This window comes from Amycolatopsis sp. NBC_01286, from assembly GCF_035982555.1.
Lineage (GTDB): Bacteria > Actinomycetota > Actinomycetes > Mycobacteriales > Pseudonocardiaceae > Amycolatopsis.
This window is the reverse complement of record NZ_CP108428.1, coordinates 286239-309755: the sequence shown is the minus strand read 5'-3', so window position 1 is coordinate 309755 and position 23517 is coordinate 286239. Positions and strand designations below refer to the sequence as shown.

General features: G+C 71.2%; 19 protein-coding genes and 1 tRNA gene. 13 read left to right on the top strand and 7 right to left on the bottom strand.

From position 1 onward, the window contains the following. Positions 1-30 precede the first annotated feature (30 nt). The 12 genes from OG570_RS01405 to OG570_RS01350 all read left to right on the top strand — a co-directional run bounded on the left by OG570_RS01405 (position 31) and on the right by OG570_RS01350 (position 15047). Positions 31-104: transfer RNA gene (locus OG570_RS01405), tRNA-Arg, on the top strand. A 24-nt stretch (positions 105-128) separates the two neighbouring features. Then, positions 129-1241: a vWA domain-containing protein gene (locus tag OG570_RS01400; RefSeq protein ID WP_326955286.1), complete on the top strand. Its 1113-nt coding sequence runs from the start codon at positions 129-131 to the stop codon at positions 1239-1241. Then, positions 1234-2346 (top strand): XdhC family protein, encoded by a 1113-nt coding sequence (locus OG570_RS01395; RefSeq protein WP_247062267.1) that lies wholly within the window; start codon positions 1234-1236, stop codon positions 2344-2346. The genes OG570_RS01400 and OG570_RS01395 overlap by 8 nt, the downstream gene beginning before the upstream one ends. Positions 2347-2533: 187 nt before the next feature. Then, complete coding sequence (locus tag OG570_RS01390; RefSeq protein ID WP_247062268.1) at positions 2534-3058, top strand: (2Fe-2S)-binding protein; 525 nt, start codon at positions 2534-2536, stop codon at positions 3056-3058. Beyond that, complete coding sequence (locus tag OG570_RS01385; protein ID WP_326947092.1) at positions 3058-5496, top strand: xanthine dehydrogenase family protein molybdopterin-binding subunit; 2439 nt, start codon at positions 3058-3060, stop codon at positions 5494-5496. The genes OG570_RS01390 and OG570_RS01385 overlap by 1 nt, the downstream gene beginning before the upstream one ends. Further along, complete coding sequence (locus tag OG570_RS01380) at positions 5493-6347, top strand: FAD binding domain-containing protein (protein ID WP_326955285.1); 855 nt, start codon at positions 5493-5495, stop codon at positions 6345-6347. The genes OG570_RS01385 and OG570_RS01380 overlap by 4 nt, the downstream gene beginning before the upstream one ends. A 106-nt stretch (positions 6348-6453) precedes the next feature. After that, positions 6454-7515, top strand: coding sequence for an SRPBCC domain-containing protein (locus OG570_RS01375; protein ID WP_326955284.1), 1062 nt, complete (start codon positions 6454-6456; stop codon positions 7513-7515). 557 nt (positions 7516-8072) lie between these two features. Continuing rightward, a complete protein-coding gene (locus tag OG570_RS01370; protein ID WP_326955283.1) occupies positions 8073-9296 on the top strand; it encodes a GGDEF domain-containing protein in 1224 nt (407 codons plus the stop codon). A 107-nt stretch (positions 9297-9403) separates the two neighbouring features. Beyond that, positions 9404-10471, top strand: coding sequence for an NAD(P)-binding domain-containing protein (locus tag OG570_RS01365; RefSeq protein WP_326955282.1), 1068 nt, complete (start codon positions 9404-9406; stop codon positions 10469-10471). A 793-nt stretch (positions 10472-11264) separates the two neighbouring features. After that, the gene (locus OG570_RS01360; protein ID WP_326955281.1) at positions 11265-12866 is read left to right on the top strand and encodes a discoidin domain-containing protein; all 1602 of its coding nucleotides are present in this window, start codon (positions 11265-11267) and stop codon (positions 12864-12866) included. Between the two features lie 13 nt (positions 12867-12879). Beyond that, positions 12880-14109, top strand: coding sequence for an MFS transporter (locus tag OG570_RS01355; RefSeq protein WP_326955280.1), 1230 nt, complete (start codon positions 12880-12882; stop codon positions 14107-14109). Continuing rightward, on the top strand, positions 14106-15047 hold the full coding sequence (locus tag OG570_RS01350) for a hypothetical protein (RefSeq protein ID WP_326955279.1): 942 nt from the start codon (positions 14106-14108) through the stop codon (positions 15045-15047). The genes OG570_RS01355 and OG570_RS01350 overlap by 4 nt, the downstream gene beginning before the upstream one ends. Here the strand turns inward: OG570_RS01350 and OG570_RS01345 are convergent. After that, on the bottom strand, positions 15037-15609 hold the full coding sequence (locus OG570_RS01345; protein WP_326955278.1) for a TetR/AcrR family transcriptional regulator: 573 nt from the start codon (positions 15607-15609) through the stop codon (positions 15037-15039). The genes OG570_RS01350 and OG570_RS01345 overlap by 11 nt on opposite strands. A 77-nt stretch (positions 15610-15686) precedes the next feature. Here OG570_RS01345 and OG570_RS01340 point away from each other — a divergent pair, with 77 nt between their 5' ends. Then, positions 15687-17069: a cytochrome P450 gene (locus OG570_RS01340; protein ID WP_326955277.1), complete on the top strand. Its 1383-nt coding sequence runs from the start codon at positions 15687-15689 to the stop codon at positions 17067-17069. A 13-nt stretch (positions 17070-17082) separates the two neighbouring features. Here OG570_RS01340 and iolD read toward each other — a convergent pair whose 3' ends face one another. The 6 genes from iolD to OG570_RS01310 are packed head-to-tail and all read right to left on the bottom strand — an operon-like array spanning position 17083 to position 23512. Then, positions 17083-18918 (bottom strand): 3D-(3,5/4)-trihydroxycyclohexane-1,2-dione acylhydrolase (decyclizing), encoded by a 1836-nt coding sequence (gene iolD, locus OG570_RS01335; RefSeq protein ID WP_326955276.1) that lies wholly within the window; start codon positions 18916-18918, stop codon positions 17083-17085. After that, the gene (gene iolB, locus OG570_RS01330; RefSeq protein ID WP_326955275.1) at positions 18915-19805 is read right to left on the bottom strand and encodes a 5-deoxy-glucuronate isomerase; all 891 of its coding nucleotides are present in this window, start codon (positions 19803-19805) and stop codon (positions 18915-18917) included. Before iolB ends, iolD begins: the two co-directional genes overlap by 4 nt. Continuing rightward, on the bottom strand, positions 19802-20698 hold the full coding sequence (locus tag OG570_RS01325) for a Cgl0159 family (beta/alpha)8-fold protein (RefSeq protein WP_326955274.1): 897 nt from the start codon (positions 20696-20698) through the stop codon (positions 19802-19804). Before OG570_RS01325 ends, iolB begins: the two co-directional genes overlap by 4 nt. After that, positions 20695-21624, bottom strand: a complete 930-nt coding sequence (gene iolC / locus OG570_RS01320) for a 5-dehydro-2-deoxygluconokinase (RefSeq protein WP_326955273.1) — start codon at positions 21622-21624, stop codon at positions 20695-20697. Before iolC ends, OG570_RS01325 begins: the two co-directional genes overlap by 4 nt. Next, the gene (locus tag OG570_RS01315; protein ID WP_326955272.1) at positions 21621-22403 is read right to left on the bottom strand and encodes an ATP-binding cassette domain-containing protein; all 783 of its coding nucleotides are present in this window, start codon (positions 22401-22403) and stop codon (positions 21621-21623) included. The genes iolC and OG570_RS01315 overlap by 4 nt, the downstream gene beginning before the upstream one ends. After that, the gene (locus OG570_RS01310; protein ID WP_326955271.1) at positions 22400-23512 is read right to left on the bottom strand and encodes an ABC transporter permease; all 1113 of its coding nucleotides are present in this window, start codon (positions 23510-23512) and stop codon (positions 22400-22402) included. Before OG570_RS01310 ends, OG570_RS01315 begins: the two co-directional genes overlap by 4 nt. Positions 23513-23517: the final 5 nt, after the last annotated feature.

Genomic DNA, 23517 nt, shown 5'->3' with positions numbered 1-23517 from the left:
GTCCGGGGAGGGGCGTGTGCAGGCCGCCCCGTCCCGGTAGCTCAGCAGGACAGAGCGCGGCGCTACGAACGCCGAGGTCCGAGGTTCGACTCCTCGCCGGGACACACCGACAAGCGCACAATGGGGACATGACCACGGTCTCCGATCCGGTCGCCGGGTACGCCGGGTTCGCCGCCGCGCTGCGGGAGGCGGGCGTGGCCTGCGACGCGCACCGCGTGCAGGCCTACCTGGCCGCCGTCGGCGAGGTCGACGTCGCCGAGCCCACCCAGCTGTACTGGGCGGGGCGGCTCACCCTGTGCTCGAGCCCCGACGACCTCGCCTGTTACGAAGAGGCCTTCAGCCAGTGGTTTTCGATCGAACCGCCGGGTCCGCGCCGCACGAAGGCCGCCGCGCCGAAGCAGGCGCGGATCGCGCCGCTCGTCGACTCCGAGGGCGGGGACGCCGACGGCGGCGACGGTCCCGACCAGCTGAAGGTCGCCGCGAGCGGCCAGGAGGTGCTGCGTCACCGCGACCTCGCCGAGCTGACCACCGCCGAACGCGAGCACCTGCGCGAGCTGCTGGCCACCCTGCGTCCCGTGCCGCCCCGGCGCCGCGCCGCCCGGCGGACGCCGGCCCGCCGGGGACGGCTCGATCCGGCCCGCACGCTGCGCGCGATGCTCGCCAGCGGCGGCGAACCCGTCCGGCTCGCGCACACCCGCCGCGGCTCGCGCCCGCGCCGGGTCGTGCTGCTGATCGACGTCTCCGGCTCGATGAGCCCGTACGCCGACGCGCTGCTGCGGTTCGCGCACGTCCTCACCCGGTCCGCGCCCCAGTCCGTAGAGGTGTTCACGCTCGGCACGCGGCTGACCCGGGTTTCGCGCCAGCTGCGTCAGCGCGACCCGGAGCGCGCGATGCTCTCGGCGGGTTCCGCGGTGCCGGACTTCGCCGGCGGCACCCGCCTCGGCGAGACGCTGCGGGCCTTCCTCGACCGGTGGGGACAGCGCGGCGTGGCCCGGCGCGCGGTCGTCACGATCTTCTCCGACGGCTGGGAGCGCGGCGACACCACGATGCTCGGCGAGCAGCTCGCGCGGCTGCACCGCCTCGCGCACGCCGTACTCTGGGTGAATCCGCACGTCGGCCGTGCGGGGTACGCTCCGGTCCAGTCGGGCATCGTGGCCGCACTGCCCCACATCGACCGGCTGCTGGCCGGGCACACCCTGGCCACCTTGGAACGACTGCTCGGGGAGATTTCCGATGCGTGACGTACTGGATGACGTGTTCCGCCGCTGGTCGGCGGGGGAGACGGTCGGGCTGGGCACCGTCGTCGCCACCTTCTCGTCGGCCCCCCGCGCCCCCGGCGCGGCGATGGTCGTGGCCCCGGACGGCACCGTTGCGGGCAGCGTGTCCGGCGGCTGCGTCGAAGGCGCCGTCTACGAGCTGGCGCAGGAGGTCGTCACCGAGCGCAAGCCGGTGCTGCAGCGCTACGGCGTCACCGATGACGACGCCTTCGCGGTGGGTCTGACCTGCGGCGGGATCATCGACATCTACGTCGAGCACGTCGACCGCGAGTCGATGCCCGAGCTGGGCGACGTCGTCGCGTCGGTCCGCGGCGGCGAGCCGGTCGCGGTCGTGACGGTCATCGAGCACGAGCGCGAAGGCCTGGTCGGCGAGCACATGATCGTCTGGCCGGACCGCACCGAGGGCTCGCTGGGCTCGTCGCGGATGGACGACGCGGTGGCCGACGACGCCCGCGGCCTGCTGGCCAGCGGCCGCACCGGCACCCTGCACTACGGCCCGGACGGGCAGCGCCGCGGCGAGGGGATGGCGGTGTTCGTCAACTCCTTCGAGCCGCCGCCCCGGCTCCTGGTCTTCGGCGCGATCGACTTCGCCGCCGCGATGGCACGCATGGGCGCCTACCTCGGTTACCAGGTCACGGTGTGCGACGCGCGGCCGGTGTTCGCCACCAGCAGCCGGTTCCCGGACGCGCACGAGGTCGTCGTCGACTGGCCGCACCGGTACCTCACGGCGGAGGCAGACGCGGGCCGCATCGACCGGCGCACCGCGATCGCGGTGCTGACCCACGACCCGAAGTTCGACGTCCCGCTGCTGGAGGTCGCGCTGCGCCTCGACGTCGGGTACGTCGGCGCGATGGGGTCCCGCAAGACCCACGACGACCGGTTTTCGCGGCTGCGCGAGGCCGGCATCACCGAGCCCGAGCTGGAACGGCTGTCCTCGCCGATCGGTCTCGACCTCGGCGCCCGCACCCCGGAGGAGACGGCGGTGTCGATCGCCGCGGAGATCATCGCGTTGCGCTGGGGTGGCGGCGGACGGCGGCTCGCCGAACTGTCCGGCCGCATCCACGGCTGAAAAGTTCACCCGGGCGGCGTTTCCGCGGATGCGGTGATTCCACTGTGGATTCTCCCGCAGCTGCGGGAACGGCCGCCGAACGTGTGACATCAGGACTTGTCCGCGCCAGGAAGGCGTAGCACGCTCGGGTCTTGTGAGCCCGATCACGGTCGGGCCTGGCCGCTCCCGAACCGGCTTTGGAGGCCTGATGCGCATTACCGTCACTGTCGACGGGACGAAGTACACCGACGAGGTCGAACCGCGCACCCTGCTCGTGCACTACCTGCGAGAGCGGATCGGCAAGGTCGGCACGGTCGTCGGCTGCGACACCAGCAACTGCGGTGCGTGCACCGTCCACCTGGACGGGCACAGCGTGAAGTCCTGTTCCGTGCTGGCCGTGCAGGCCGACGGCAGCGAGGTCACCACCGTCGAGGGCCTCAGCCGCGACGGCCAGCTGCACCCGGTGCAGAAAGCCTTCCACGAGAACCATGCGCTGCAGTGCGGGTTCTGCACCCCCGGCATGATCATGCAGTCGATCGACCTGCTGGCCGACAACCCGGACCCGGACGAACAGGCCGTCCGTGAGGGCCTCGAAGGCAACCTCTGTCGCTGCACCGGCTACCAGAACATCGTCCGCGCGGTCCGCGACGCCGCTCAGCACATGAGCCCCGGCGCCGGACCCGACGCCGAGCGGATCACCGAGACCAAGCACGTCGGCGTGGGTGGTGACTGATGACCGCGACGATCGAACCGGAAGTCGGAAAGTCACGGCGCCGCAAGGAAGACGAGCGGTTGATCACCGGCCGCACCCGCTGGACCGACAACATCACGCTGCCCGGGATGCTGCACATGGCGATCCTGCGCAGCCCGTTCGCGCACGCCAAGATCGTCTCGATCGACACGTCGGCGGCCAAGAGCGCGTCCGGCGTCGTCGCCGTCTACACCGCGACGGACCTCGACCCGGACAGCTCCATCGGCATGCCCTGCGCGTGGCCGATCACCCCGGACATGAAGACGCCGCGCCGGCCGGTGCTCGCCGCCGACCAGGTCAACTTCGCCGGTGAAGGCGTGGCGGTCGTCGTCGCGCGGTCCTCGGCCGAAGCGCACGACGCGCTCGAGGAGATCGACGTCGAGTACGACGAGCTCCCGGTCATCCTCGACATGGAAGCCGCCATCGCCGACGGCGCGCCGCTGGTCCACGAGGACCAGGGCAGCAACACCAGCGCGGTCTGGAAGTTCGACTCCGCCGAGGCCGGCACCGGCAGCGACGTCGAGGACGCGCTCAAGTCGTCGGAGATCGTCGTCAAGCGCCGCTTCCGCCAGCAACGCCTGATCCCGGCGTTCATGGAGCCGCGCGCCTGCGTTGTCGACCCGACCGGTGCCCAGATCACCATGTGGTCGGCCACCCAGGTCCCGCACATCCTGCGGGTGATGTCGGCGCTGACACTCGGCATCCCGGAGCACAAGCTGCGCGTGATCGCCCCGGACGTCGGCGGCGGCTTCGGCGGCAAGATCGGCGTGCTGCCGGAAGAGATGATGTCGCTGCTGGTGGCGCGGAAACTCGGCAAACCGGTGAAGTGGAACGAATCCCGGTCCGAGACCATGCTCGCCGCGCACCACGGCCGTGACCAGATCCAGGACATCACCATCTCGGCGAACGCCGACGGCACGGTCACCGGGCTCAAGGTCGAGCTGCTCGCCAACCTCGGCGCGTACAACGGCCTGGTCGGCACCGGCGTGCCGATCCTCGGCGCGTTCATGTTCAACGCGATCTACAAGTTCCCGGCGTACCACTTCGCGTGCACCAACGTGTACACCACGACGACGCTGACCGACGCCTACCGCGGCGCCGGGCGGCCGGAAGCGACGTTCGCGATCGAGCGGATCATGGACGAGCTCGCCGACGAGCTCGGCATGGATCCGCTGGAGCTGCGCGAAAAGAACTGGATCAAGCACGAGGAGTTCCCGTTCACCACGGTGTGCGGGCTGACGTACGACTCCGGCAACTACGAGGCCGCGACGGAGAAAGCCAAGCAGCTCTTCGACTACGACGGCCTGCGCGCCGAGCAGGAGAAGCGCCGGGCGTCGAAGGACAAGGTGCAGCTCGGCATCGGCATCTCGACGTTCACCGAGATGTGCGGGCTCGCGCCGTCGCGGGTGCTCGGTTCGCTGGACTACGGCGCCGGCGGCTGGGAGCACGCGGCGATCCGGATGCTGCCCACCGGCAAGGTCGAGGTCATCACCGGCGCGTCCGCGCACGGGCAGGGTCACGAGACGGCGTGGAGCCAGATCGTCGCGGACCAGCTCGGCGTCGCGTTCGAGGACATCGAGATCATCCACGGCGACACCCAGTCGTCGCACAAGGGCATGGACACCTACGGCTCGCGGTCGCTGGTGGTCGGCGGCATCGCCGTCGTCAAGGCCGCGGAGAAGGTGGTCGCGAAGGCCAAGCCGATCGCGGCGCACCTGCTCGAATGCGCCGAGGACGACCTGGAGTTCGCGGGCGGCAAGTTCACCGTGAAGGGCACCGACACGTCGACGTCGATCGGCGACATCGCGCTCGCGGTGTTCGCGGCGCACAACCTGCCCGACGGCGTCGAGCCTTCGCTCGACTCGGACGCGACGTTCGACCCGGAGAACTTCTCGTACCCGCACGGCACGCACCTCTGCGCGGCCGAAGTGGACACCGAGACGGGCCGGGTCACGCTGCGCTCCTACGTCTGCGTCGACGACGTCGGCGTCGCGGTGAACCCGCTGATCGTCGAGGGCCAGGTGCACGGCGGGCTCGCGCAGGGCATCGCGCAGGCCCTGTTCGAGGGCACCGTGCACGACGAGAGCGGGACGCTGACCACGGGCACGTTCGCCGACTACCTGCTGCCGTCGGCGGCCGACCTGCCGTCGTTCACCACGGACCGCACGGAGACGCCGTCGACGACCAACCCGCTGGGCGCCAAGGGCGTCGGCGAAGCGGGCACGATCGCGTCCACCCCGGCCGTGGTCAACGCGGTGATCGACGCCGTGCGCCACTTCGGCGTGAACGACATCGAGATGCCGTTGACGCCGATGCGGGTGTGGCACGCCATCCGGTACGGCACCACCGACGCCGGCGGGCCCGGCAACGAAGCCGGCGGCGGCCTCGGCTCGATCGACGCCACCGGAGGTGCCCAGTGATCCCGTCCTCGTTCGACTATGTCCGCCCGTCCACAGTGGACGAAGCGGTACAGGCACTGGCGGCGGCCGGTGAGGACGCCAAGGTCCTGGCCGGCGGGCAGAGCCTGCTGCCGGTGCTGCGGATGCGCCTGGCCACCCCGACCACGCTGATCGACCTCGGGCGCGTCCCGGAGCTGCGCGGCGTGCGCGAAGACGGCGACGTCCTGGCGATCGGCGCGATGACCACGCACTACGACGTCCAGCGCGATTCGCTGGTCGCCGAGCACGCGGCGTTGCTGAAAGCGGCGACGGACACGGTCGCCGACCCGCAGATCCGCCACCGCGGCACGCTGGGCGGCGCGATCGCGCACGCCGACCCGGCGGGCGACCTGCTCGCGCCGGTGGTGGCGCTGGAGGCCGAGCTGGTGCTGGCCGGGCCGTCCGGGCGCCGGACGGTGCCGGCCGCGGACTTCTTCCAGGACCTGTTCACCACCGCGCTGGCCCCGGACGAGCTGCTGGTCGAGGTCCGCGTGCCCAAGCACACGGGCTGGCGGGGGCACTACGAGAAGTTCAACCGGGTCGCCCAGGCGTGGTCGATGGTCGCCGTCGCGGTCACCGTCCGCACCGAGGCCGGCGTCATCGAGGAGGCCAGGGTCGCGCTGACGAACATGGGCTCGACGCCGGTCCGCGCGACGGGCGTCGAAGCGGCCCTGGTCGGGGCGCGAGCCTCGGCGGACGCGATCCGCGAGGCGGCTTCGCACGCGGCGGAGGGCACGAACCCACCGGTCGACGGCAACGCCGACGTCGAATACCGCCGTCACCTGGCGACGGTCCTGACGGGTCGCGCGATCACGGCCGCGGCCGGCGCCTGAATCCGTGGCTGTCCGTGACCCGGCGTTTTCGCGCCGGGTCACGGCTCCCGGGTGCGACTAGGGTGGGTCACCAGGCACCCAGGTCTGGCAGAAAGGAGGTCGGCCCGTGCGGCTCGACCACGAATTCACCGTCCCGGCTCCGATCGGCGAGGTCTGGCAGGCGGTCGTCGACCCCGAGCGCGTCGCCCCGTGCATGCCCGGTGCCGCGCTGACCAAGGTCGAAGGCGACAAGTTCAGTGGGACGGTGAAGGTCAAGCTGGGCCCGATCTCGTTGCTGTACAAGGGAAACGGCGAGTTCCTGGAGAAGGACGACGCCGCGCACAAGGTCACCATCAAGGCTTCGGGCAAGGACTCTCGCGGAGCGGGCACGGCCGCCGCGACGGTGACCCTGACCTTGACCGAGGCCGACGGCGGAACGCACGGAACCGTCGCGACGGACCTGTCCATCACAGGCAAGCCCGCCCAGTTCGGCCGCGGCTTGATCACCGAGGTGGGCGGCAAGATCCTCGACACCTTCGCGGGCTGCCTGTCGGGCAAGCTGGCCCCGGAGAAGACGGCCGAGCCGGTAGCGGAGAAGGCCGCCGCGCCGGTGGCCGGGAAGACGGCAGAGCCGGCGGCGAAGTCCGCCCCGGCCGCGGCCGCGAAGCCCGCACCGGCGGGGGAGAAGGCACCGGGAGAGACTGCCCAGCCCGGGTCAGCTGCCCAGGCAGGACCGGCCGCTCAGTCCGGATCGGCAGCTCAGTCGGGACAGGCGGCGCAGTCAGGACCGGCCGCCCAATCGGGATTGGCGGCCCAGTCCGGGTCGGCAGCCCAGCCGGGACCGGCGGCGCAGTCGGGACTGGCGGCCCAGTCGGGACTGGCGGCCCAGTCGGGCTCTGCCGCCCAGTCGGTATCGGCAGCGCAGTCCGGATCGGCGGCAAAGGCTGCGCCGGTTGCGAAGCCGGAGCCGGCGGTCAAGCCGGCGCCGACCACGGCGGAGATCAACACCGAACCCAAGCCGGTGGCCGAACGGCCCGCGTTGCACAGCGTCCCGGCCGTCCCGGAGACCGAGGCGATCGACCTCCTCGACTACGCGGGAGCCTCCGTGCTGAAGCGGCTGGCCCCGGTGGTGCTCGGCATCGCGGCGGTCGTCGGCTTGGTGGCGGTCATCCGCGCGCGGCGCAAGTGACCTCGCCCAGCCGTTAGAGCGCCCGGTGGAGTCGCGGGTTCGAAACCCGTCGCTCATCCCGGCCTGGCTGCGCCCTGAGCTGACTACCGCCTGAGCCGACTGCGCCCAGGGTCGACTGAGTCATGTCTCCGCGCGAAGAAGCCCGCTCTGCTCAGCGCCGAACAGCCTGCGCTGAGAGCGCCTGCGCGCTGAGGGCGCCGGGCGGTTTCCGCGCTGGTGGTATCCCGGCGGCCGTTTCCGACCTTGGGAGGCGCGGGCCGGAGTTCGGCCTGCTGTTCTCGCCGCGGATTCCTGCATCGGTGATCACCGGGGAAGCTGTGAGCAGGTCAGACCCACTCTGAGCGGGTCCGCGGGCCGGTAGCTTCGCCGTAATTCGCCCGGACCGGCGACGCGGCTCGCCGGAACGGCTACGCTGGGCTACCTGGTCGGCCGAACTCGCGCAAGGGGTACGTCACGATGCCGGTCCGTCACCTCCGTGGTCGCGGCGCTTGAGAGCCGAGGCCGCCGTGCGACGGGAAGCTCTTTCCACTTGGACGGGGTGGCCCTCGCGGTGGGTCATGTGGACCGGGGCGAAGCGCCGCTGGATCACCTACGCCCTCTGCTGTGAGCTGGCCGCCGTCGCGACCACCGGGGCCGCGCTGGCCGCCGGCTTCGGGGGACCGGTGCGGCCGGTCTGGTTCGCCGTGCTGGTCGCGCTCGGCGTCGCGCAGGCCGAGATGTCCCGCCGGATCGAACGGCTGCGCCGGTGGATGAGCGGACAGACGCACATCAACGTCACCTCCGTCTGGTACCTCGCCGGTGTCGTTCTGCTCCCTCCTGCCTGGGTGGCGCTGCTGGCTGTCGTGCTCTACGCGCACTTGTGGGTGCGGGTCTGGCGCCACGTGCGCACACGGCCCGCGCACCGGTTCGTCGCGAGTACCGCGTGGGCGATGCTCTCCTGCTTCGCCGCGTCGTCCGTGCTCACGTGGTCGGGGTTGCACGGGACGCCGGTGCAGACGCCGCGCGGGCTGGTCGCGCTCTGCCTGGCCGCCGTGGTGTTCGAGCTGGTGAACGTCGGGCTGGTCGCCGCCGGGATCTATCTCTACACAAGCCAGAGGTCGACCGCGGACCTCGTCGGCACCTGGGAGGACAACGCGTTCGAGGTGGCGACGCTCTGCCTCGGCGGGCTCGCCGCGCTGGCCCTGGTCGAGCAGCCGGTGCTGGTCCTGTTCGTCATCGCGCCGCTGTTGTTGCTGCACCGCTACCTGCTGCTCAAGCAGCAGCTGCAGGTCGCCGCCGTCACCGACGAGAAGACCGGGCTGCTCAACACCGCGGGCTGGCACGAGTCGGCCGTCCGCGAGCACGCCCGCGCGTTGCGGCGCGGGGCCGTCGGCGAGTTCGCGGTGCTGATGATCGACCTCGACCACTTCAAGCGGATCAACGACACCTACGGCCACCTCACCGGCGACGACGTGCTGGCCGCGGTCGCGGTGGCGATCTCCGGCGCGGTGCGTCAGGGCGACACGGTCGGCCGGTTCGGTGGCGAGGAGTTCGTCGTGCTGCTGCCCGGCCTCGGCCGCGCCGACGTGCTGGGCATCGCCGAGCGGGTGCGGGTGGCGGTGGGGGAGCTGAACGTCGTGATCTCGACGGGAGGCGGGACGGTCCGGGTGAGTGGCCTTTCGGTGTCGATCGGGGTCGCGCGGTTCCCGGACACGGGGCCGGCGCTGGATGACGTGCTGCGCTCGGCGGACGCGGCGTTGTACCGGGCCAAGGACGCGGGGCGCAACCGCGTCGCCGTGTGACGGACGGCTACGACGGCGTTGTACCGGGCCGACGATGCGCGCCGCCACCGGGTCGCCATGTGATGCAGGGCGCGAAATACCCGGCGCGGCCAGCCGTTGAACACGACATGAGCAGCGCGGACCACGAAACGGACGTGGTGGTGGTCGGGGCCGGCCAAGCGGGACTGTCGGCGGCCTACCACCTGCGCCGAGCCGGGTTCGCGAACGGTTCCGGGTTCGTGGTGCTCGACCACGGCAAGCGGGCCGGGGGCGCCTGGCAGTACCGGTGGCCGTCGCTGGTGCTCGGGAAGGTGCACGGCATCCACGACCTGCCCGGCATGGCCTTCGGCACCCCGGACGTCACGCGGCCGGCCTCCGAAGTCGTCTCTGACTACTTCGCGCGCTTCGAGCGTGTGTACGACCTGCCTGTCATGCGCCCCGTCGACGTCCAGTCCGTGACGCGCGACGGGGACCGGCTCGTGGTGTCGAGTCCGGCCGAGTCGTGGGCGGCGCGCGCGGTGATCAGCGCCACCGGCACCTGGGACCGGCCGTTCTGGCCGCACTACCCGGGCCAGGAGACTTTCGCGGGCGAGCAGGTACACACGGCGGACTACACCGGGCCGGAAGCGTTCCGGGGCAAGCGGGTCGTGGTCGTCGGCGGTGGGGCGTCGGCGGTGCAGCTGCTGATGGAGTTCGCCCCGCTCGCGCGCGCGACGGCCTGGGTGACGCGGCGGCCGCCCGTGTGGCGGGATGAGCCCTTCAGCGAGGACTGGGGACGCACCGTCGTCGCGAAGGTCGACGAACGTGTGCGCGCCGGGTTGCCGCCGGAGAGCGTGGTCAGCGTGACGGACCTGGCCGTGACGCCGGAGGTGCGGGCCGCGCGGGCGGCGGGCATCCTCGAGCGTCGGCCGATGTTCGCCCGGATCGTGCCTTCGGGAGTCGAGTGGGTGGACGGCTCGCGCTTCGACGCGGACGTCATCCTCTGGGCGACAGGCTTCCGCGCGGCGATCGACCACCTCGCGCCGCTGCACATCCGCGAGGCGGGTGGCGGGATCCGGGTGGACGGGACGCGGGTCGTGCTCGAGCCGCGGTTGCAGCTGGTGGGGTACGGGCCCTCGGCCAGCACGGTCGGGGCGAACCGCGCCGGGCGGGCCGCCGTGGCGGAGATCCGGAAGCAGCTGCGCGCGGATTCTTGAGGCCATGGGTCTTCGGTGCGGGGTAACGGGAAACTCGTCGGTCGAGGTCATGGCCCTTACGTTACCGAACACGCGTGCGAAGATCATCGCTGAATCGAGTGAAACTCGGGTGCGGGACCGGCGTGCTATTTCTGTTGCTGTGTAAGAGAAATCGCTGTCGGCGGGCGCGAGAAGCCCCCGAATTCCAGGCTACCGGTGGGGACCGACAAAATCGGTACGGGAGTGGCTGGGGGAGTGCTTCCGCGGTGTGGTGGTGTGCGAGGAAGCCGCGGCGCGCGTGAGGTCGTGTCCCTTGCGGGATGAGGCGGATCGGCGGCGAAGTCCGGCCGGTGTCGGTCGGGTGGCGGTGGTCGAATCTGGTGCCGTGATGGCGAGCGAATTCGCTGAACGCAAGGGAATCGGCGCCAGTGTGTGAGCTGAACGAGTTGAGTGGGGATCGGTGGCACCGCGCTGCTGGTCGCCGGAGGGGTTGGTGCCCCGCGGCGCCCCGGTCGGGGCACGGCTTGGTGGTGGGGAAACGGCGCTCGAGTCCGGGCGGAGTGCGGGCGAAACTCGGGCAGTCCCAGGCGTCGGGGCAGTGTGCCGCTCAGTGAAACATCATCTGACCTGCGGGAATCATACCAATCTCACCCTCTTGACCGATTCAAGGACGAGACAAGTCTTGTCAGCCGAAACCGCGGCTCGCTACAGTCTTCTTAGTTAGGAAAGTTTCTTAACTGTTCGAACAAAGCACACCTACGCCGCAGCCCAGCCCAGAGCAGACCCGCCACTGTCCGGCCCCTAGGAGCGCGACGTGTCCCCCTTCCGTCTTCGTCCACTCGCACGGCTGGCGCCGCCGATCGCCGTCGTCGTCCTGCTGCCTTCCGCGATCGCCGCCGCCACTACCGCCCAAGCCGATGTCCTTCTGTCCCAAGGGAAGCCCGTCGCGACGTCCACTACGGAAAGCTCGTCGCTCACCGGCGACAAGGCCGTCGACGGGAACACGCAGACGCGGTGGGCCAGCGCTGTCAGTGCCGATCCGCAGTGGCTGCGGGTCGATCTCGGGCAACCTTCCACCGTCCACCAGGTCAAGCTCACCTGGGAAGCCGCCTACGCCAAGAAGTACCGGCTCGAGGTCTCCGACGACGGTACGCAGTTCACCACCGTCGCGAGCGTCGACAACGGCGACGGCAAGACCGACGACCTCACCGGACTCCAGGCCCACGGCCGTTTCCTGCGCTTCGTCGGCGTCACGCGCGCCACGAAGTACGGCTACTCGCTCTGGGAGCTCCAGGCCTACGGCACGCCCGACTCCGCCGGCGACACCCAGGCGCCGAGCACCCCGGCCGGGCTCGCGCCCGCGACCACGACGGCCACCAGCGTGGGCCTGACCTGGAACGCCGCGACCGACAACGTCGGGGTCGCCGGGTACGACGTCCTGCGTGACGGCCAGGCCGTCGCCACCAGCGCGACGCCGTCCTACACCGACACCGGGCTCTCGCCCGACACCGGCTACACCTACACCGTCCGCGCCCGGGACGCCGCGGGCAACGTCTCGCCGGCGAGCGCACCCGTCACCGTCAAGACCAAAGCGGGCAGTGCCAACGGCTTCGTCCTCGCCGCCGCCGGGGACATCGCCGAACGCTGCACCGCGAGCGACTCCGGTTGTGCGCACGTCAAGACCGCGAAACTCGTCGAGCAGATGGCGCCGGCCGCGGTGATCACCATGGGGGACAACCAGTACGACGACGCCCACCTCGCCGACTTCAAGGCCTACTACGACAAGACCTGGGGCAAGTTCAAGAACATCACCCACCCGATCCCGGGCAACCACGAGTCGTACGACGAGCCGAGGTTCAAGGGTTACGAGGACTACTTCGGCGCCATCGCGAAGCCCCAGGGTCAGCGCTACTACAGCTGGGAGATGGGCAACTGGCACTTCATCGCCCTGGACTCCAACGACTTCGTCACCCACGACGACTTCGCCGAGCCGCCGCAGATCACCTGGCTGAAGCAGGACCTCGCCAAGAACAAGAAGGGCTGCGTCGCCGCGTACTACCACCACCCGCGGTGGAGCTCCGGTGACCACGGCGACAACAAGGACAGCGTCGAGCTGTGGAACACCATGACGGCGAACAAGGTCGACCTCGTCCTCAACGGTCACGACCACGACTACGAACGGTTCGTGCCGCAGAACGCCGACGGCAAGGCCGACGCGAACGGTCCCGTCGAGATCGTCGGCGGTTCGGGCGGCGCGAACCTCTACGACCTGAGCCCGGCGCACGCGACGACCGCGAAGCTGCTGAAGACCTTCGGCGTCCTGAAGCTGTCCATGACGGACACGTCGTTCCAGACGCAGCTGATCGGCGTCGACGGCAAGGTCCTGGACAGCAGCCCGACCTACACCTGCCACTAGAAGGGGACCGGGCATGTACATCGCGGCAAGCCGTACCTCGGACCTCGCGGCCGGCACCCACCCGAAGCCAGCGCTGAAGAGAGTGTCCGCCAACGTCGTGGCTCTCGGCATGGTCAGCCTGGTCACCGACGTCTCCTCGGAGATGGTCACCGCCGTCCTCCCGCTCTACCTGGTGCTCGGCCTCGGCCTGAACCCGCTGCAGTTCGGGCTGCTCGACGGCCTCTACGCGGGCGCCACCGCCCTCGTGCGGGTACTCGGCGGGCACCTCGCGGACCGGTGGCGGCGGCTCAAGGCGGTCGCCGGGTTCGGGTACGGCTTGTCCGCGGTGTGCAAGCTCGGCCTGGTGGCGGCCGGCTCGTCGGTCCCCGCGATCGGCGTCGTGCTCGCCGCGGACCGCACCGGCAAGGGCGTGCGCACCGCCCCACGCGACGCGCTCATCTCGCTGAGCAGCGAACCCGGCACGCTCGGCCGGTCGTTCGGGGTGCACCGCGCGCTCGACACCGTCGGCGCGTTCCTCGGCCCGCTCGTCGCGATGGCCGTGCTCGCGCTGAGCCTCGGCAGCTACACGAGCGTGTTCTTCACCAGCTTCTGCATCGCCGCGATCGCCGTGCTGGTGCTGGCTTTGTTCGTCCGCGACCGGCCCGGCACGGTGGACCGCGCCGCGGTGTCGATGCGGGCCGCGGCGGGTCTGCTGCGTGACGCGGACTTCCGCCGCGTCACGCTCTGGGCCGCGCTGCTGGGCCTGGTGACCATCGGCGACTCGTTCGTCTACCTCGTGCTCCAACGGCGCTGGGACATCGCGGCGACGTACTTCCCGCTCCTGCCGCTGGGCACCGCCGGCGTCTACCTGCTCCTGGCCGTCCCGCTCGGCAAGCTGGCCGACCGGATCGGGCGGTGGCCGGTGTTCCTCGGCGGGCACGTCGCGCTGGGCCTGGCGCTGGTCCTGCTCTGCGGGCCGTCCGCGATGCTGCTCGCCGTGGTTGCGCTCGGCCTGCACGGTGTGTTCTACGCGGCCACCGACGGCGTCCTGATGGCCGCGGCCGGCCCGCTCATCCCGCGGGACCTGCGGGCGACCGGGCTGGCCGTCGTGCAGACCGGGCAGGCCGGGGCGCGGATGCTCTCGTCCGTCCTCTTCGGACTCGCCTGGACGTTCTGGGATCTGCGGCCGGCGGTGCTCGTCGCCGCGGGCTGCCTGGTGGCCGTTGTCCTCGCCGCTGCGGTCGCGAAGCCGGTGCGGCCGTGAAGAAACTCGTTGTCGCCCTGGCCGGCACTGCGCTCCTGATCGCCGCGGCCGTCACCTACACCGTCAACGCCCGTCCCGGCGCAGCCGAGGCGGGACCGGCCGCGCGGCTCACGCTCGGCCCCGGTCAGCTGCTGTTCCGGCAGGTGTCGACCGGCCGCGTGGCCGCCGTCCCGCTGGCCGAGCCGGGAGCGAAACCACAGGTCAGTGGCCTGAAGTGCGACCGGTTCGCGGTGGCCGGGACCACCGCCGTGTGTCTGGCCGTGCGGCCCGGGACGCTCCCGCCGGTGACCGACGTCCTGGTCCTCGACGACCACCTCGCCGTCCGGCACTCCGAAGCCGTGGCCGGTACGCCGAGCCGCGCGCGGGTGTCGCCGGACGGCCAGCGCGTCGACTGGACGGTCTTCGTCACCGGCGACTCCTACGCGGCCACCGGCTTCTCGACCCGGGCCGGCGTCTACGAGGTCGACACCGGACGGCTGGTCAAGACGATCGAGGAACTGCCTGTCTTCGCCGACGGGCAGCGCTACTTCGCCGCCGACGTCAACTACTGGGGCATCACCTTCGCCCCGGACGGCAACCGCTTCTACGCGACGCTCGGCAGCAAGGGGAAGACCTACCTCGTCGAAGCCGACTACGCGCGCTTCCGCGGCAAGACCCTGCGCGAGAACGTCGAATGCCCGTCGCTGTCCCCGGACGGCACCCGGGTCGCGTTCAAGAAGAAGGTCGGCGACGGCGGCTGGCGGTTGTCCGTGCTCGACTTCAAGACGCTGAAGGAGACCGAACTCGCGGAGCCGCGCAGCGTCGACGACCAGGCGCTCTGGCTGGGTGACCGGGTCCTCTACGGGCTGGACGACGCCGTCTGGGCGGTCCCGGCGGACGGCTCGGGCCGCCCGGAAAAGCTGGCCGGGGACGCCGCTTCGCCCGCCGTCACGGGGTGACGCCGACCGCCGCGAACAGCGTCCGCACGCAGAGGTCGCGCAGCTCCTCCTGGGTGACCTTCGGCTGGTCGAGCCAGTCGAGGATGACCGTCGCGACGAACGTCAGCCAGCCGCGGACGGCCAAGCGGGTGGTCTCGGTGATCGGCGTCAGCAGGCTGAGCGCGTCCAGGATGCGCGACGCGTTCGCGGCCATCCCGGCTTCGCGGATCTCCCGGATCTCGCCGTCGGCGCCGCCGGTGGCGCGGTGCACGATCCGGTAGCCGTCGGGGTGCGTGCGCGCGAACTCGAGGTAGACGTCGAGCCCGGCCCGCAGCTGCTCGGTCACCGGGAGCTGCGGGTCGGGCTCGCTCATCTCCAGCAGCTGGTCGCGCTGGCCGCGGACGATCTCGGCGAAGAAGTCCTTCTTGGTCGGGAAGTAGTGGTACAGCAGGCCGCGGGAGACCTGCGCGATCTCGGCGACCTCCTCGATCCAGACCTCGTCGTACGGCCGCTTCGCGAACAACCCGGCCCCGATCGTCAGGAGCTGCTCGCGCCGCTGTTCGGTGCTCAGCCTCGTCCGCATCCCGCGAGCTTACTTGACACGGGTTCAGTAGCGGGGGATCGTGACGTTATTGGATTCGAATTCAATAGGGGGACGTCGTGGACACCACCGGCATTCCGCACCGGCCGGGCCGCCTGCCGGTGATCGGCGACCTGATCGGAGCCAACCCGCGCACGCCGCTGCAGGACACCCTGCGCATCGGCCGGAAGATCGGGCCGGTCTTCACGCGCAAGGTCTTCGGCTTCGAGATCGTCTTCGTCGGCGGCGTCGACCTGGTCACCGAGCTGAACGACGAGACGAAGTTCGGCAAGCACGTCGGCATGGGCATCGAGAACCTGCGCGCGGTCGCCGGCGACGGCCTGTTCACCGCCCACACCCACGAGCCGAACTGGCGGCTGGCGCACGACATCCTGCAGCCGGCCTTCTCCGCCGAGGCGATGCGCCGCTACCACCCCGTCATGCTGGACGTCGCCCGTGAGCTCGTCGCGCGCTGGGACGCCGCGACCGGGCCGGTCGACGTCGCCGCCGACATGACCCGGCTGACGCTGGAGACGATCGGCCTCGCCGGGTTCGGCTACCGCTTCGGCTCGTTCGAGCGCGCCGAACCGCACCCGTTCGTCACGGCGATGCTGCGTTCGCTGCGGTTCGCGCAGCTGCAAAACGTCAAGCTGCCGTTCGTCCGGCGCGCGTTCGCCGGGACGGCCGAGCAGAACCAGGCCGACATCGCCGTGATGACCGACCTGGTCGACGAGGTCATCGAAGGGCGTCGGACCAGCGGTGAAGAGAGCCGGGATCTGCTCGGGTTGATGCTGACCGAAGGGCACCCGATGACCGGCGAACGCCTGGACCCGATCAACATCCGCAACCAGGCGATCACGTTCGTCGTCGCCGGCCACGAAACGACGTCGGGCGCGCTCTCGTTCGCGTTGTACTACCTGACGCGACACCCCGAGCTGCTGGAGAAGGCCCGCGCCGAGGTCGACGCCGTCTGGGGTGACCGCGAGCCCGCCTTCGGCGACGTCGCGAAGCTGCGTTACGTGCGCCGCGCGCTCGACGAGGCGATGCGGCTCTGGCCGACCGCGCCGGGCTACTCGCGCGAAGCCCGCGAAGACGTCGTCCTCGGCGGGAAGTACCGGTTGTGTAAGGGTGACTGGGTGATCGTGCCGCTGCCGCTGGTGCACCGCGACCCGGCGGCCTGGGGCCCGGACCCCGAGGCGTTCGACCCGGACCGCTTCGAGCCCGCGGCCGTGAAGAAGCGGCCGGCGCAGGCGTACAAGCCGTTCGGGACGGGCGAGCGCGCCTGCATCGGCCGCCAGTTCGCGCTGCACGAAGCCGTCCTGGCCCTCGGCATGGTGTTGCAGCGCTACGACTTCGAGGCCGACCCGGCGTACGAACTCAAGATCGTCGAATCCTTGACGCTCAAGCCGAGCGGGTTCACCCTGCGCCCCCGGGTGCGGGATCGAGCGACCGCGACGGCGTGAGCTTCGTCCCGGCTCAGGACCGCAGGTAGCGCACCTGCGTGCCCTTGGACCGCTCGAACTCGTCGCGCCCGGCGAGGTGCTCGGGCACGCCGACCTCCCACCAGGCCCCGGCTTCGGTCCACGTCGACGGCTGGGTCTTGACGACCACGACCGCCGGGCGCTTCTCGGCCACCGCGGCCTCGCGGGCCTGGGCGTACGCCGAGCGGACGTCGTCCACTGTGGACGCCGTGAACACCAAGCAGCCCAACGATTCCGCGTGGCGCGCGAAGTCGACGCGCGGGGGTGAGGCGTGTGAAGTCGTGCAGTCGGCGTAGAAGTTGTTGAACGGCTTCCCGCCCTGTCCCTGCTGGAGCCGCGCGATCACCGCGTAGCCGTCGTTGTCGCACACCACCGCGACGAACGGGTGCCCGGCGAACGCCGCCGAGAACAGCTCCGAGTTCAGCATCAGGTACGAGCCGTCGCCCAGCAACGTCGTGACCAGGCCGTCGTGGGCGATCGCCGCGCCCCAGGCGCCGGACAGCTCGTAGCCCATGCACGAGAAGCCGTACTCGACGTCCATCGACACCGAGCCGGACCCGCGCCAGCCGCCGATCAGCTCGCCCGGCATCCCGCCCGACGCCGTCATGACGTAGTCGTCCGCCGCGGACAGGTCGTTCACCACGCCGACGACCTGGGCGTACGACGGGACCTCCGACGCCGCCGACCGCAGCGAGTCGATGTGTGCGTCCCACTTCGCGCGCTCGGTCGCGGCTCGCGACGTCCACGACGGGTCGACCCGCCAGCTCTCGAGCTGCGCGCCGAGGTCCGCGAGGCCCGCGTCGGCGTCGCCGACCACCGACAGCGCGCCGTGCTTGACCGCATCGAACCTCGCCGCGTTCAGCGTGACCAGCCGGACGTCGGGGGAGAAGACCGTCCAGGACGCCGTCGTGAAGTCCTGCAGCCGGGTGCCGACGGCCAGGACGACGTCCGCCTCGGCCGCGACGACGTTCGCCGACGTCGAGCCGGTGATGCCCAGCGGGCCGGCGTTGAGGGCGTGCGTGTGCGGCACCAGCGTGCGGCCCGCGGTGGTCTCGGTGACGGGAATGCCGTGCCGCTCGGCGAAGTCCAGCGCGCGCCGCCCGGCGCCGGAGTACCGGACGCCGCCGCCGAGCACCAGCAGCGGCCGCTTGGACGCGCGCAGCACGCCCGCGGCCTCGGTGACGGCCCGGCGGTCCGGGCGCGGCCGCAGCGGCCGGTGCGTGACCGGCTCGAACAGCGCCTCGGGGAAGTCGTACGTCTCCGCCTGGACGTCCTGCGGCAGCGCCAGGACGACCGGGCCCGCGTCGGCCGGGTCCGTGAGCACCCGCGCGACCTGCGGCAACGCCGAGAGCAGCTGCTCGGGCCGGGTGATGCGGTCGAAGTAGCGGCTGACCGCACGGAAGGCGTCGTTGACCGTCGCGGTGCCGTCGCCGAAGGGCTCGATCTGCTGCAGCACCGGGTCCGGCGCGCGGCTGGTGAACGTGTCGCCCGGCAGCAGCAGGACCGGCAGCCGGTTCGCGTGCGCGACCCCGGCGGCGGTGACCATGTTCAGCGCGCCCGGCCCGATCGACGACGTCACCACGCCGACCTGCCGCCGGTGCGTCGCCTTCGCGTAGCCGACCGCGGCCAGGGCCATGCCCTGCTCGGTGTGCCCGCGCCAGACCGGGATCTCGCCGCGGTGCTCCTCCAGCGCGGTGCCGAGGCCGAGGACGTTGCCGTGCCCGAAGATCGCGAACACCCCCGGGAACAGCGGCACCTCACGGCCGTCGAGGGTTTCCGAACGCTGCGCGAGGATCCACTTGACCAGCGCTTGAGCCGTTGTCAGCTTCACCGGACCCGCCCTTCGTGGTCGGTCACCGGGCAGCGCGGGTCGAGGTCCTCGGGTTTCCAGGTATCGCGGATCCAGCTGTGTGCCGGGTCGTCGCAGAACGCCATCGACCGCTCGTCCGCCGGTCCGGCGAGGACGTTCAGGTAGTACATCGGGTAACCGGGCGCCGCGACGCACGGGCCGTGGTAACCGCGCGGGATCAGGAAGACGTCGCCGTCGCGCACCGCGACGTCTTCGTCCAGCTCACCGTCCGCGGTGTACGTCCGGTGCAGGCCGAAGCCCTCGCGTGACGGTGTCACGCCGTCTCGCCCGGCGATCCGGAAGTAGTAGATCTCTTCGTTGACGACCTCGCACTCGGACGCCTCGTCGTGCTTGTGCGGCGGGTACGACGACCAGTTGCCACCCGGTGTGATCAGCTCGCACGCGTTGAGCTTGTCCGCGTGGTCCCACACGCCGGGCACGCCGAAGTTGGTCACCTGCCGCGTCGCCTGGCCGCTGCCACGGACCTCGACCGGAACGTCTTCCGCCGGACCGTACTTCGGTTCGAGCCGGCGGGTGCAGCGGGCCATCGGCAGGGCCACCACCGCGCCGGTGGCCGACGTCAGCTCGACCTCGGCGTCGCGGGGGACGTAGGCGAAGTCCGTGACGCGGCTGAACACCGAGTCACGGCCTTCCAGCTCGAACTCCTCGTCGTCGACGCGGACCGTGAGCGAGCCGGACAGCGGCAGCACGAACGCCTCGAACTCGCCGGTCTCGATCGTGCGGGGAAGCCGACGGCCGATCTTGAGCACCTGCAACCCGGTGTACGCCCAGCCCGCCGCTTCCGGCGTCAGCACGATCGGGTCGGAGTCCTCGGACAGTGTCCCGTGTGGACGGTGCAACGCGCTCACTTCGCGGCCTCCAGAACCTTCGCGGCGGCATCGACGGCCGAGCCGACGTCGCCGCCGGGCGGGTAGAGCAGGGTACGGCCGACGACCAGGCCGCGGACGACGTCGTGGCGCAGCGTCCGGCCCCACGACGCCAGGTCGCCGGCCGGATCACCGGACGGCACGCCGCCGAGGATGACGACCGGGAGCGTCGTCGCGCCGAGGACCTCGGGCGAGTCGGTGGACGGCAGCTTCAGCCAGGTGTGCGCCGACGTCGTCCCGATGCCGGACGCGACCGTCACCGCTCGGGCCAGCGACGCGGGATCCTTCTGCAGCACCAGTTTCCCGCCTTCGCGGGTGTAGGGCAGCGGCTCGACCATCGCCATCAGCCCGTACGCGGCCAGCTCGGTGACGGCGGTCGCGCACGCCTGCAGTGTCGGGATCGTGCCCGGGTCGGAGTCGACCAGCCGCAGCAGCATCTTGCCGCCGTCGAGGCCGCAGTCGATCAGGCTCGCGGCGTCGTAGCCGGTGAACCGGTCGTCGATCTCCCAGTCCGCGCCTGCCAGCCCGCCGCGGTTCATCGAGCCGATGACGACCTTGTCGTGCAGCGCGCCGAGCAGCAGCAGCTCCTCGACGATGTCCGGGGTGCCGAGCAGCCCGTCGACCGCCGGGTTGGCCAGCGCGACGAGCAGCCGGTCCAGCAGCGTCCGCCGGTCGGCCATGGCGAGGGGGTCCTCGCCGACGCCGAGCGCCCCGCGGGCCGGGTGGTCGGCCGCGACCAGGAACAGCGTCCCGGTGTCGGACAGCAGCTTCGAACGCCGTTTGCGCGTCGCGTACGCCTGGCGGACCGCGCCCGGGTTCGTGGCCCGGGTGTGCAGCAGCTCGCGCCAGCGGTCGTCGGTCAGCAAGGTCGTCACAGCAGCTCCTCGATCTCGGCGGCGGTCGGCATCGCGTCGGCGCACGCCAGCCGGGACGCGACCAGCGCGCCCGCCGCGTTCGCGTACTCGGCGATCCGCACCGGGTCCCAGCCGGACAGCAGCCCGTGGATCAGCGCGCCGCCGAAGCCGTCACCCGCGCCGAGGCCGCACACGACCTCGATGCGCTGCGGCGGCACGGTCCACCGGCCGTCCGGCGTGGCGACGAGCACGCCGTCCGCGCCCTTCTTGATCACCGCGAGCCGCAGCCCGCGCTCCAGCATCCGATCGGCCGCTTCGTCCGGGTCCGCGGTGCCGACGGCGACCTCCACCTCGGTCCGGTTGCCGACCGCGACCGTGACGTGGTCCAGCATCGAGCCGATCTCTTCGCGGGCCTGCTCGACCGACGTCCAGAACATCGGCCGATAGTCCAGGTCCAGCACGGTGTGCTCGCGGCGGCCCCGGGTTTCGAGGATCTTCCGCTGGGTCGCTCGCGCCGGTTCGACCGAGACGCCCGTGCCGGTGACCCACAGCAGCGGCACCGACTCCACGACGTCCCACGGCACGTCCGCCTCGGTGAGCGTGAGGTCGGGCGCGACGGGGGAGCGGTAGAACAGCAGCGGCGGGTCCGCGGGCGGGTTCAGCTCGCAGAACACCACCGGCGTCAGCAGGTCCGGCGAAGTGCCTACATAGGACGGTGAGACGCCGAAGCCGCTCAGGGCCTGCCGGACGTAGTCGCCGAAGCCGTCCGGGCCGACCTTGGTCAGCACCGCGGCCGACCGGCCCAGCCGCGCGGCGGCGACCGCGACGTTGGTCGCGGTCCCGCCGAGCGACTTGGCGAAGGTGCTGACGCCGGCCAGGGGGACGCCGCTCTGCTCGGGGTAGAGGTCGACGCCCACCCGGCCGATCGTCAACGCTTCGAGACTCACGCCTTCTCCACCTGCCGCAGTTCGTGTTCCAGCGCCTCGAGTTCCGCACCGCCCGCCATCTGCCGGGTCAGCTCGTTGATGTCGATGTCCTTCTTCTCGTACGAGCCGAGCGGCGCACCCCGCTTGAGCAGCAGGAACCGGTCCGCGACCGGGAACGCGTGGTGCGGGTTGTGCGTGATCAGCACGACGCCGAGGCCGCGGTCGCGAGCCTGCGCGACGTACTTGAGCACCACGCCGGCCTGCTTGACACCCAGGGCCGCGGTCGGCTCGTCGAGGATCAGCACCTTCGCGCCGAAGTAGACCGCTCGCGCGATCGCGACGCACTGGCGCTCACCGCCGGAGAGCGTGCCGACCGGCTGCTCGACGTCCCGCAGGTCGATGCCCATGTCGGACAGCGCCTGCTTGGTCGTCTCGCGGCCCTTCTTGCGGTCCAGTGCCTTGAACGGGCCGAACCCGACCGTCGGCTCCGAGCCGAGGAAGAAGTTCCGCCAGACGCTCATCAGCGGCACCACCGCGAGGTCCTGATACACGGTCGCGATGCCGCGGTCCAGCGCCTCGCGCGGCGAAGCGAACTTCACCGGCGTGTCCTCGACCAGGAACTCGCCGCGGTCGTGCTGGTGCACCCCGGCCAGGATCTTGATCAGCGTGGACTTCCCGGCGCCGTTGTCGCCGAGCACGCAGGTGACCTCGCCCGCGTTGACCACAGTGGACACATCGCGCAAGGCGATGACGCTGCCGTAGGTCTTGCCGATGTCCCGTACCTCGAGCAGAGGACTCATCGCCGCACCCTTTCCGCGCGCCGCCGGAAGGCGTTGTTGACCAGGACCGCGGCCAGCAGCATGACCCCGAGGAACAGCATGAACCAGTCGCTGTTCCACTGGGCGAACACGATGCCCTGGCGGGCCATGCCGAAGATCAGCGCGCCGATCGCCGCACCCACGGCCGAGCCGAAGCCGCCGGTGAGCAGGCAGCCGCCGATCACCGCGGCGATGATGAACTGGAACTCCAGCCCGATGCCCTGGTTGGCCTGCACGCTGGCGAAGCGCAGGATGTTGATCGAGCCGACCAGCCACGCGCCGGCGGCGGTGCCCATGAACAGCAGGATCTTCGTGCGCACCACCGGCACGCCGACCGAGCGGGCCGACACCTGCGACCCGCCGACCGCGAAGATCCAGTTGCCGAACCGGGTCCGCAGCAGCAGCCACGCGGCGATCGCCGTCACCACGATCCACCACACGATCGACGACTGGAACTCCGTGCCGCCGATGTCGAACGTCGACGCGAACAGCCCGCCGGCCGACTCGTAGCCGCTGGCCGAGCGCATCCCCGACACCTGGACGGTGTCGGTGACCAGCCGCGTCACGCCGAGGTTCAGCCCCTGCAACGCCAGGAACGACCCCAGCGTGACGATGAAGCTGGGCAGGCCGGTCTTCATGACCAGCCACCCGTTGAACGCGCCGACGCCGAGCGCGAACACCAGCGAGACCAGCAGCGCGAGCCAGACGTTCCAGCCCGCCTGCGTCGCCAGGATCGCGGTGACCAGCGACGTCGACGCCGTCATCACGCCCGCCGACAGGTCGAACTCGCCGCCGACCATGAGCAGCGCGACCACCACGGCCATGATGCCCAGCGTCGACGAGTCGTCGAGCCAGGTCGCCACGCCGAGCGGGCTGAGGAACTGGCCGGTGACGACCGAGAAGAAGACGAACACCAGGACGGCGCCCAGCAGCGCCCCGATCTCCGGCCGGACGACCAGCCGGTCGGTCAGGCTCTTCTTGGCTATTCGTTCGTCCGGTTCTGCCTGGATCCCAGCCGTCTTTGGGGGGTCCAGGGGGGCTTGTCCCCCGGCCGGGGTCTGGGGCTCGGCCCCAGAAGACGCTGCGGTCATTTCAC

What these genes read in the sequence shown, in the direction of transcription:
- OG570_RS01385 (WP_326947092.1), top strand. Translation starts at nt 3,058, where the DNA reads ATGACCGCGACGATCGAACCGGAAGTCGGAAAGTCACGGCGCCGCAAG.
- OG570_RS01315 (WP_326955272.1), bottom strand. Translation starts at nt 22,403, where the DNA reads ATGAGTCCTCTGCTCGAGGTACGGGACATCGGCAAGACCTACGGCAGC.
- OG570_RS01400 (WP_326955286.1), top strand. Translation starts at nt 129, where the DNA reads ATGACCACGGTCTCCGATCCGGTCGCCGGGTACGCCGGGTTCGCCGCC.
- OG570_RS01345 (WP_326955278.1), bottom strand. Translation starts at nt 15,609, where the DNA reads ATGCGGACGAGGCTGAGCACCGAACAGCGGCGCGAGCAGCTCCTGACG.
- OG570_RS01355 (WP_326955280.1), top strand. Translation starts at nt 12,880, where the DNA reads ATGTACATCGCGGCAAGCCGTACCTCGGACCTCGCGGCCGGCACCCAC.
- OG570_RS01390 (WP_247062268.1), top strand. Translation starts at nt 2,534, where the DNA reads ATGCGCATTACCGTCACTGTCGACGGGACGAAGTACACCGACGAGGTC.
- OG570_RS01365 (WP_326955282.1), top strand. Translation starts at nt 9,404, where the DNA reads ATGAGCAGCGCGGACCACGAAACGGACGTGGTGGTGGTCGGGGCCGGC.
- OG570_RS01395 (WP_247062267.1), top strand. Translation starts at nt 1,234, where the DNA reads ATGCGTGACGTACTGGATGACGTGTTCCGCCGCTGGTCGGCGGGGGAG.
- OG570_RS01370 (WP_326955283.1), top strand. Translation starts at nt 8,073, where the DNA reads ATGTGGACCGGGGCGAAGCGCCGCTGGATCACCTACGCCCTCTGCTGT.
- OG570_RS01310 (WP_326955271.1), bottom strand. Translation starts at nt 23,512, where the DNA reads ATGACCGCAGCGTCTTCTGGGGCCGAGCCCCAGACCCCGGCCGGGGGA.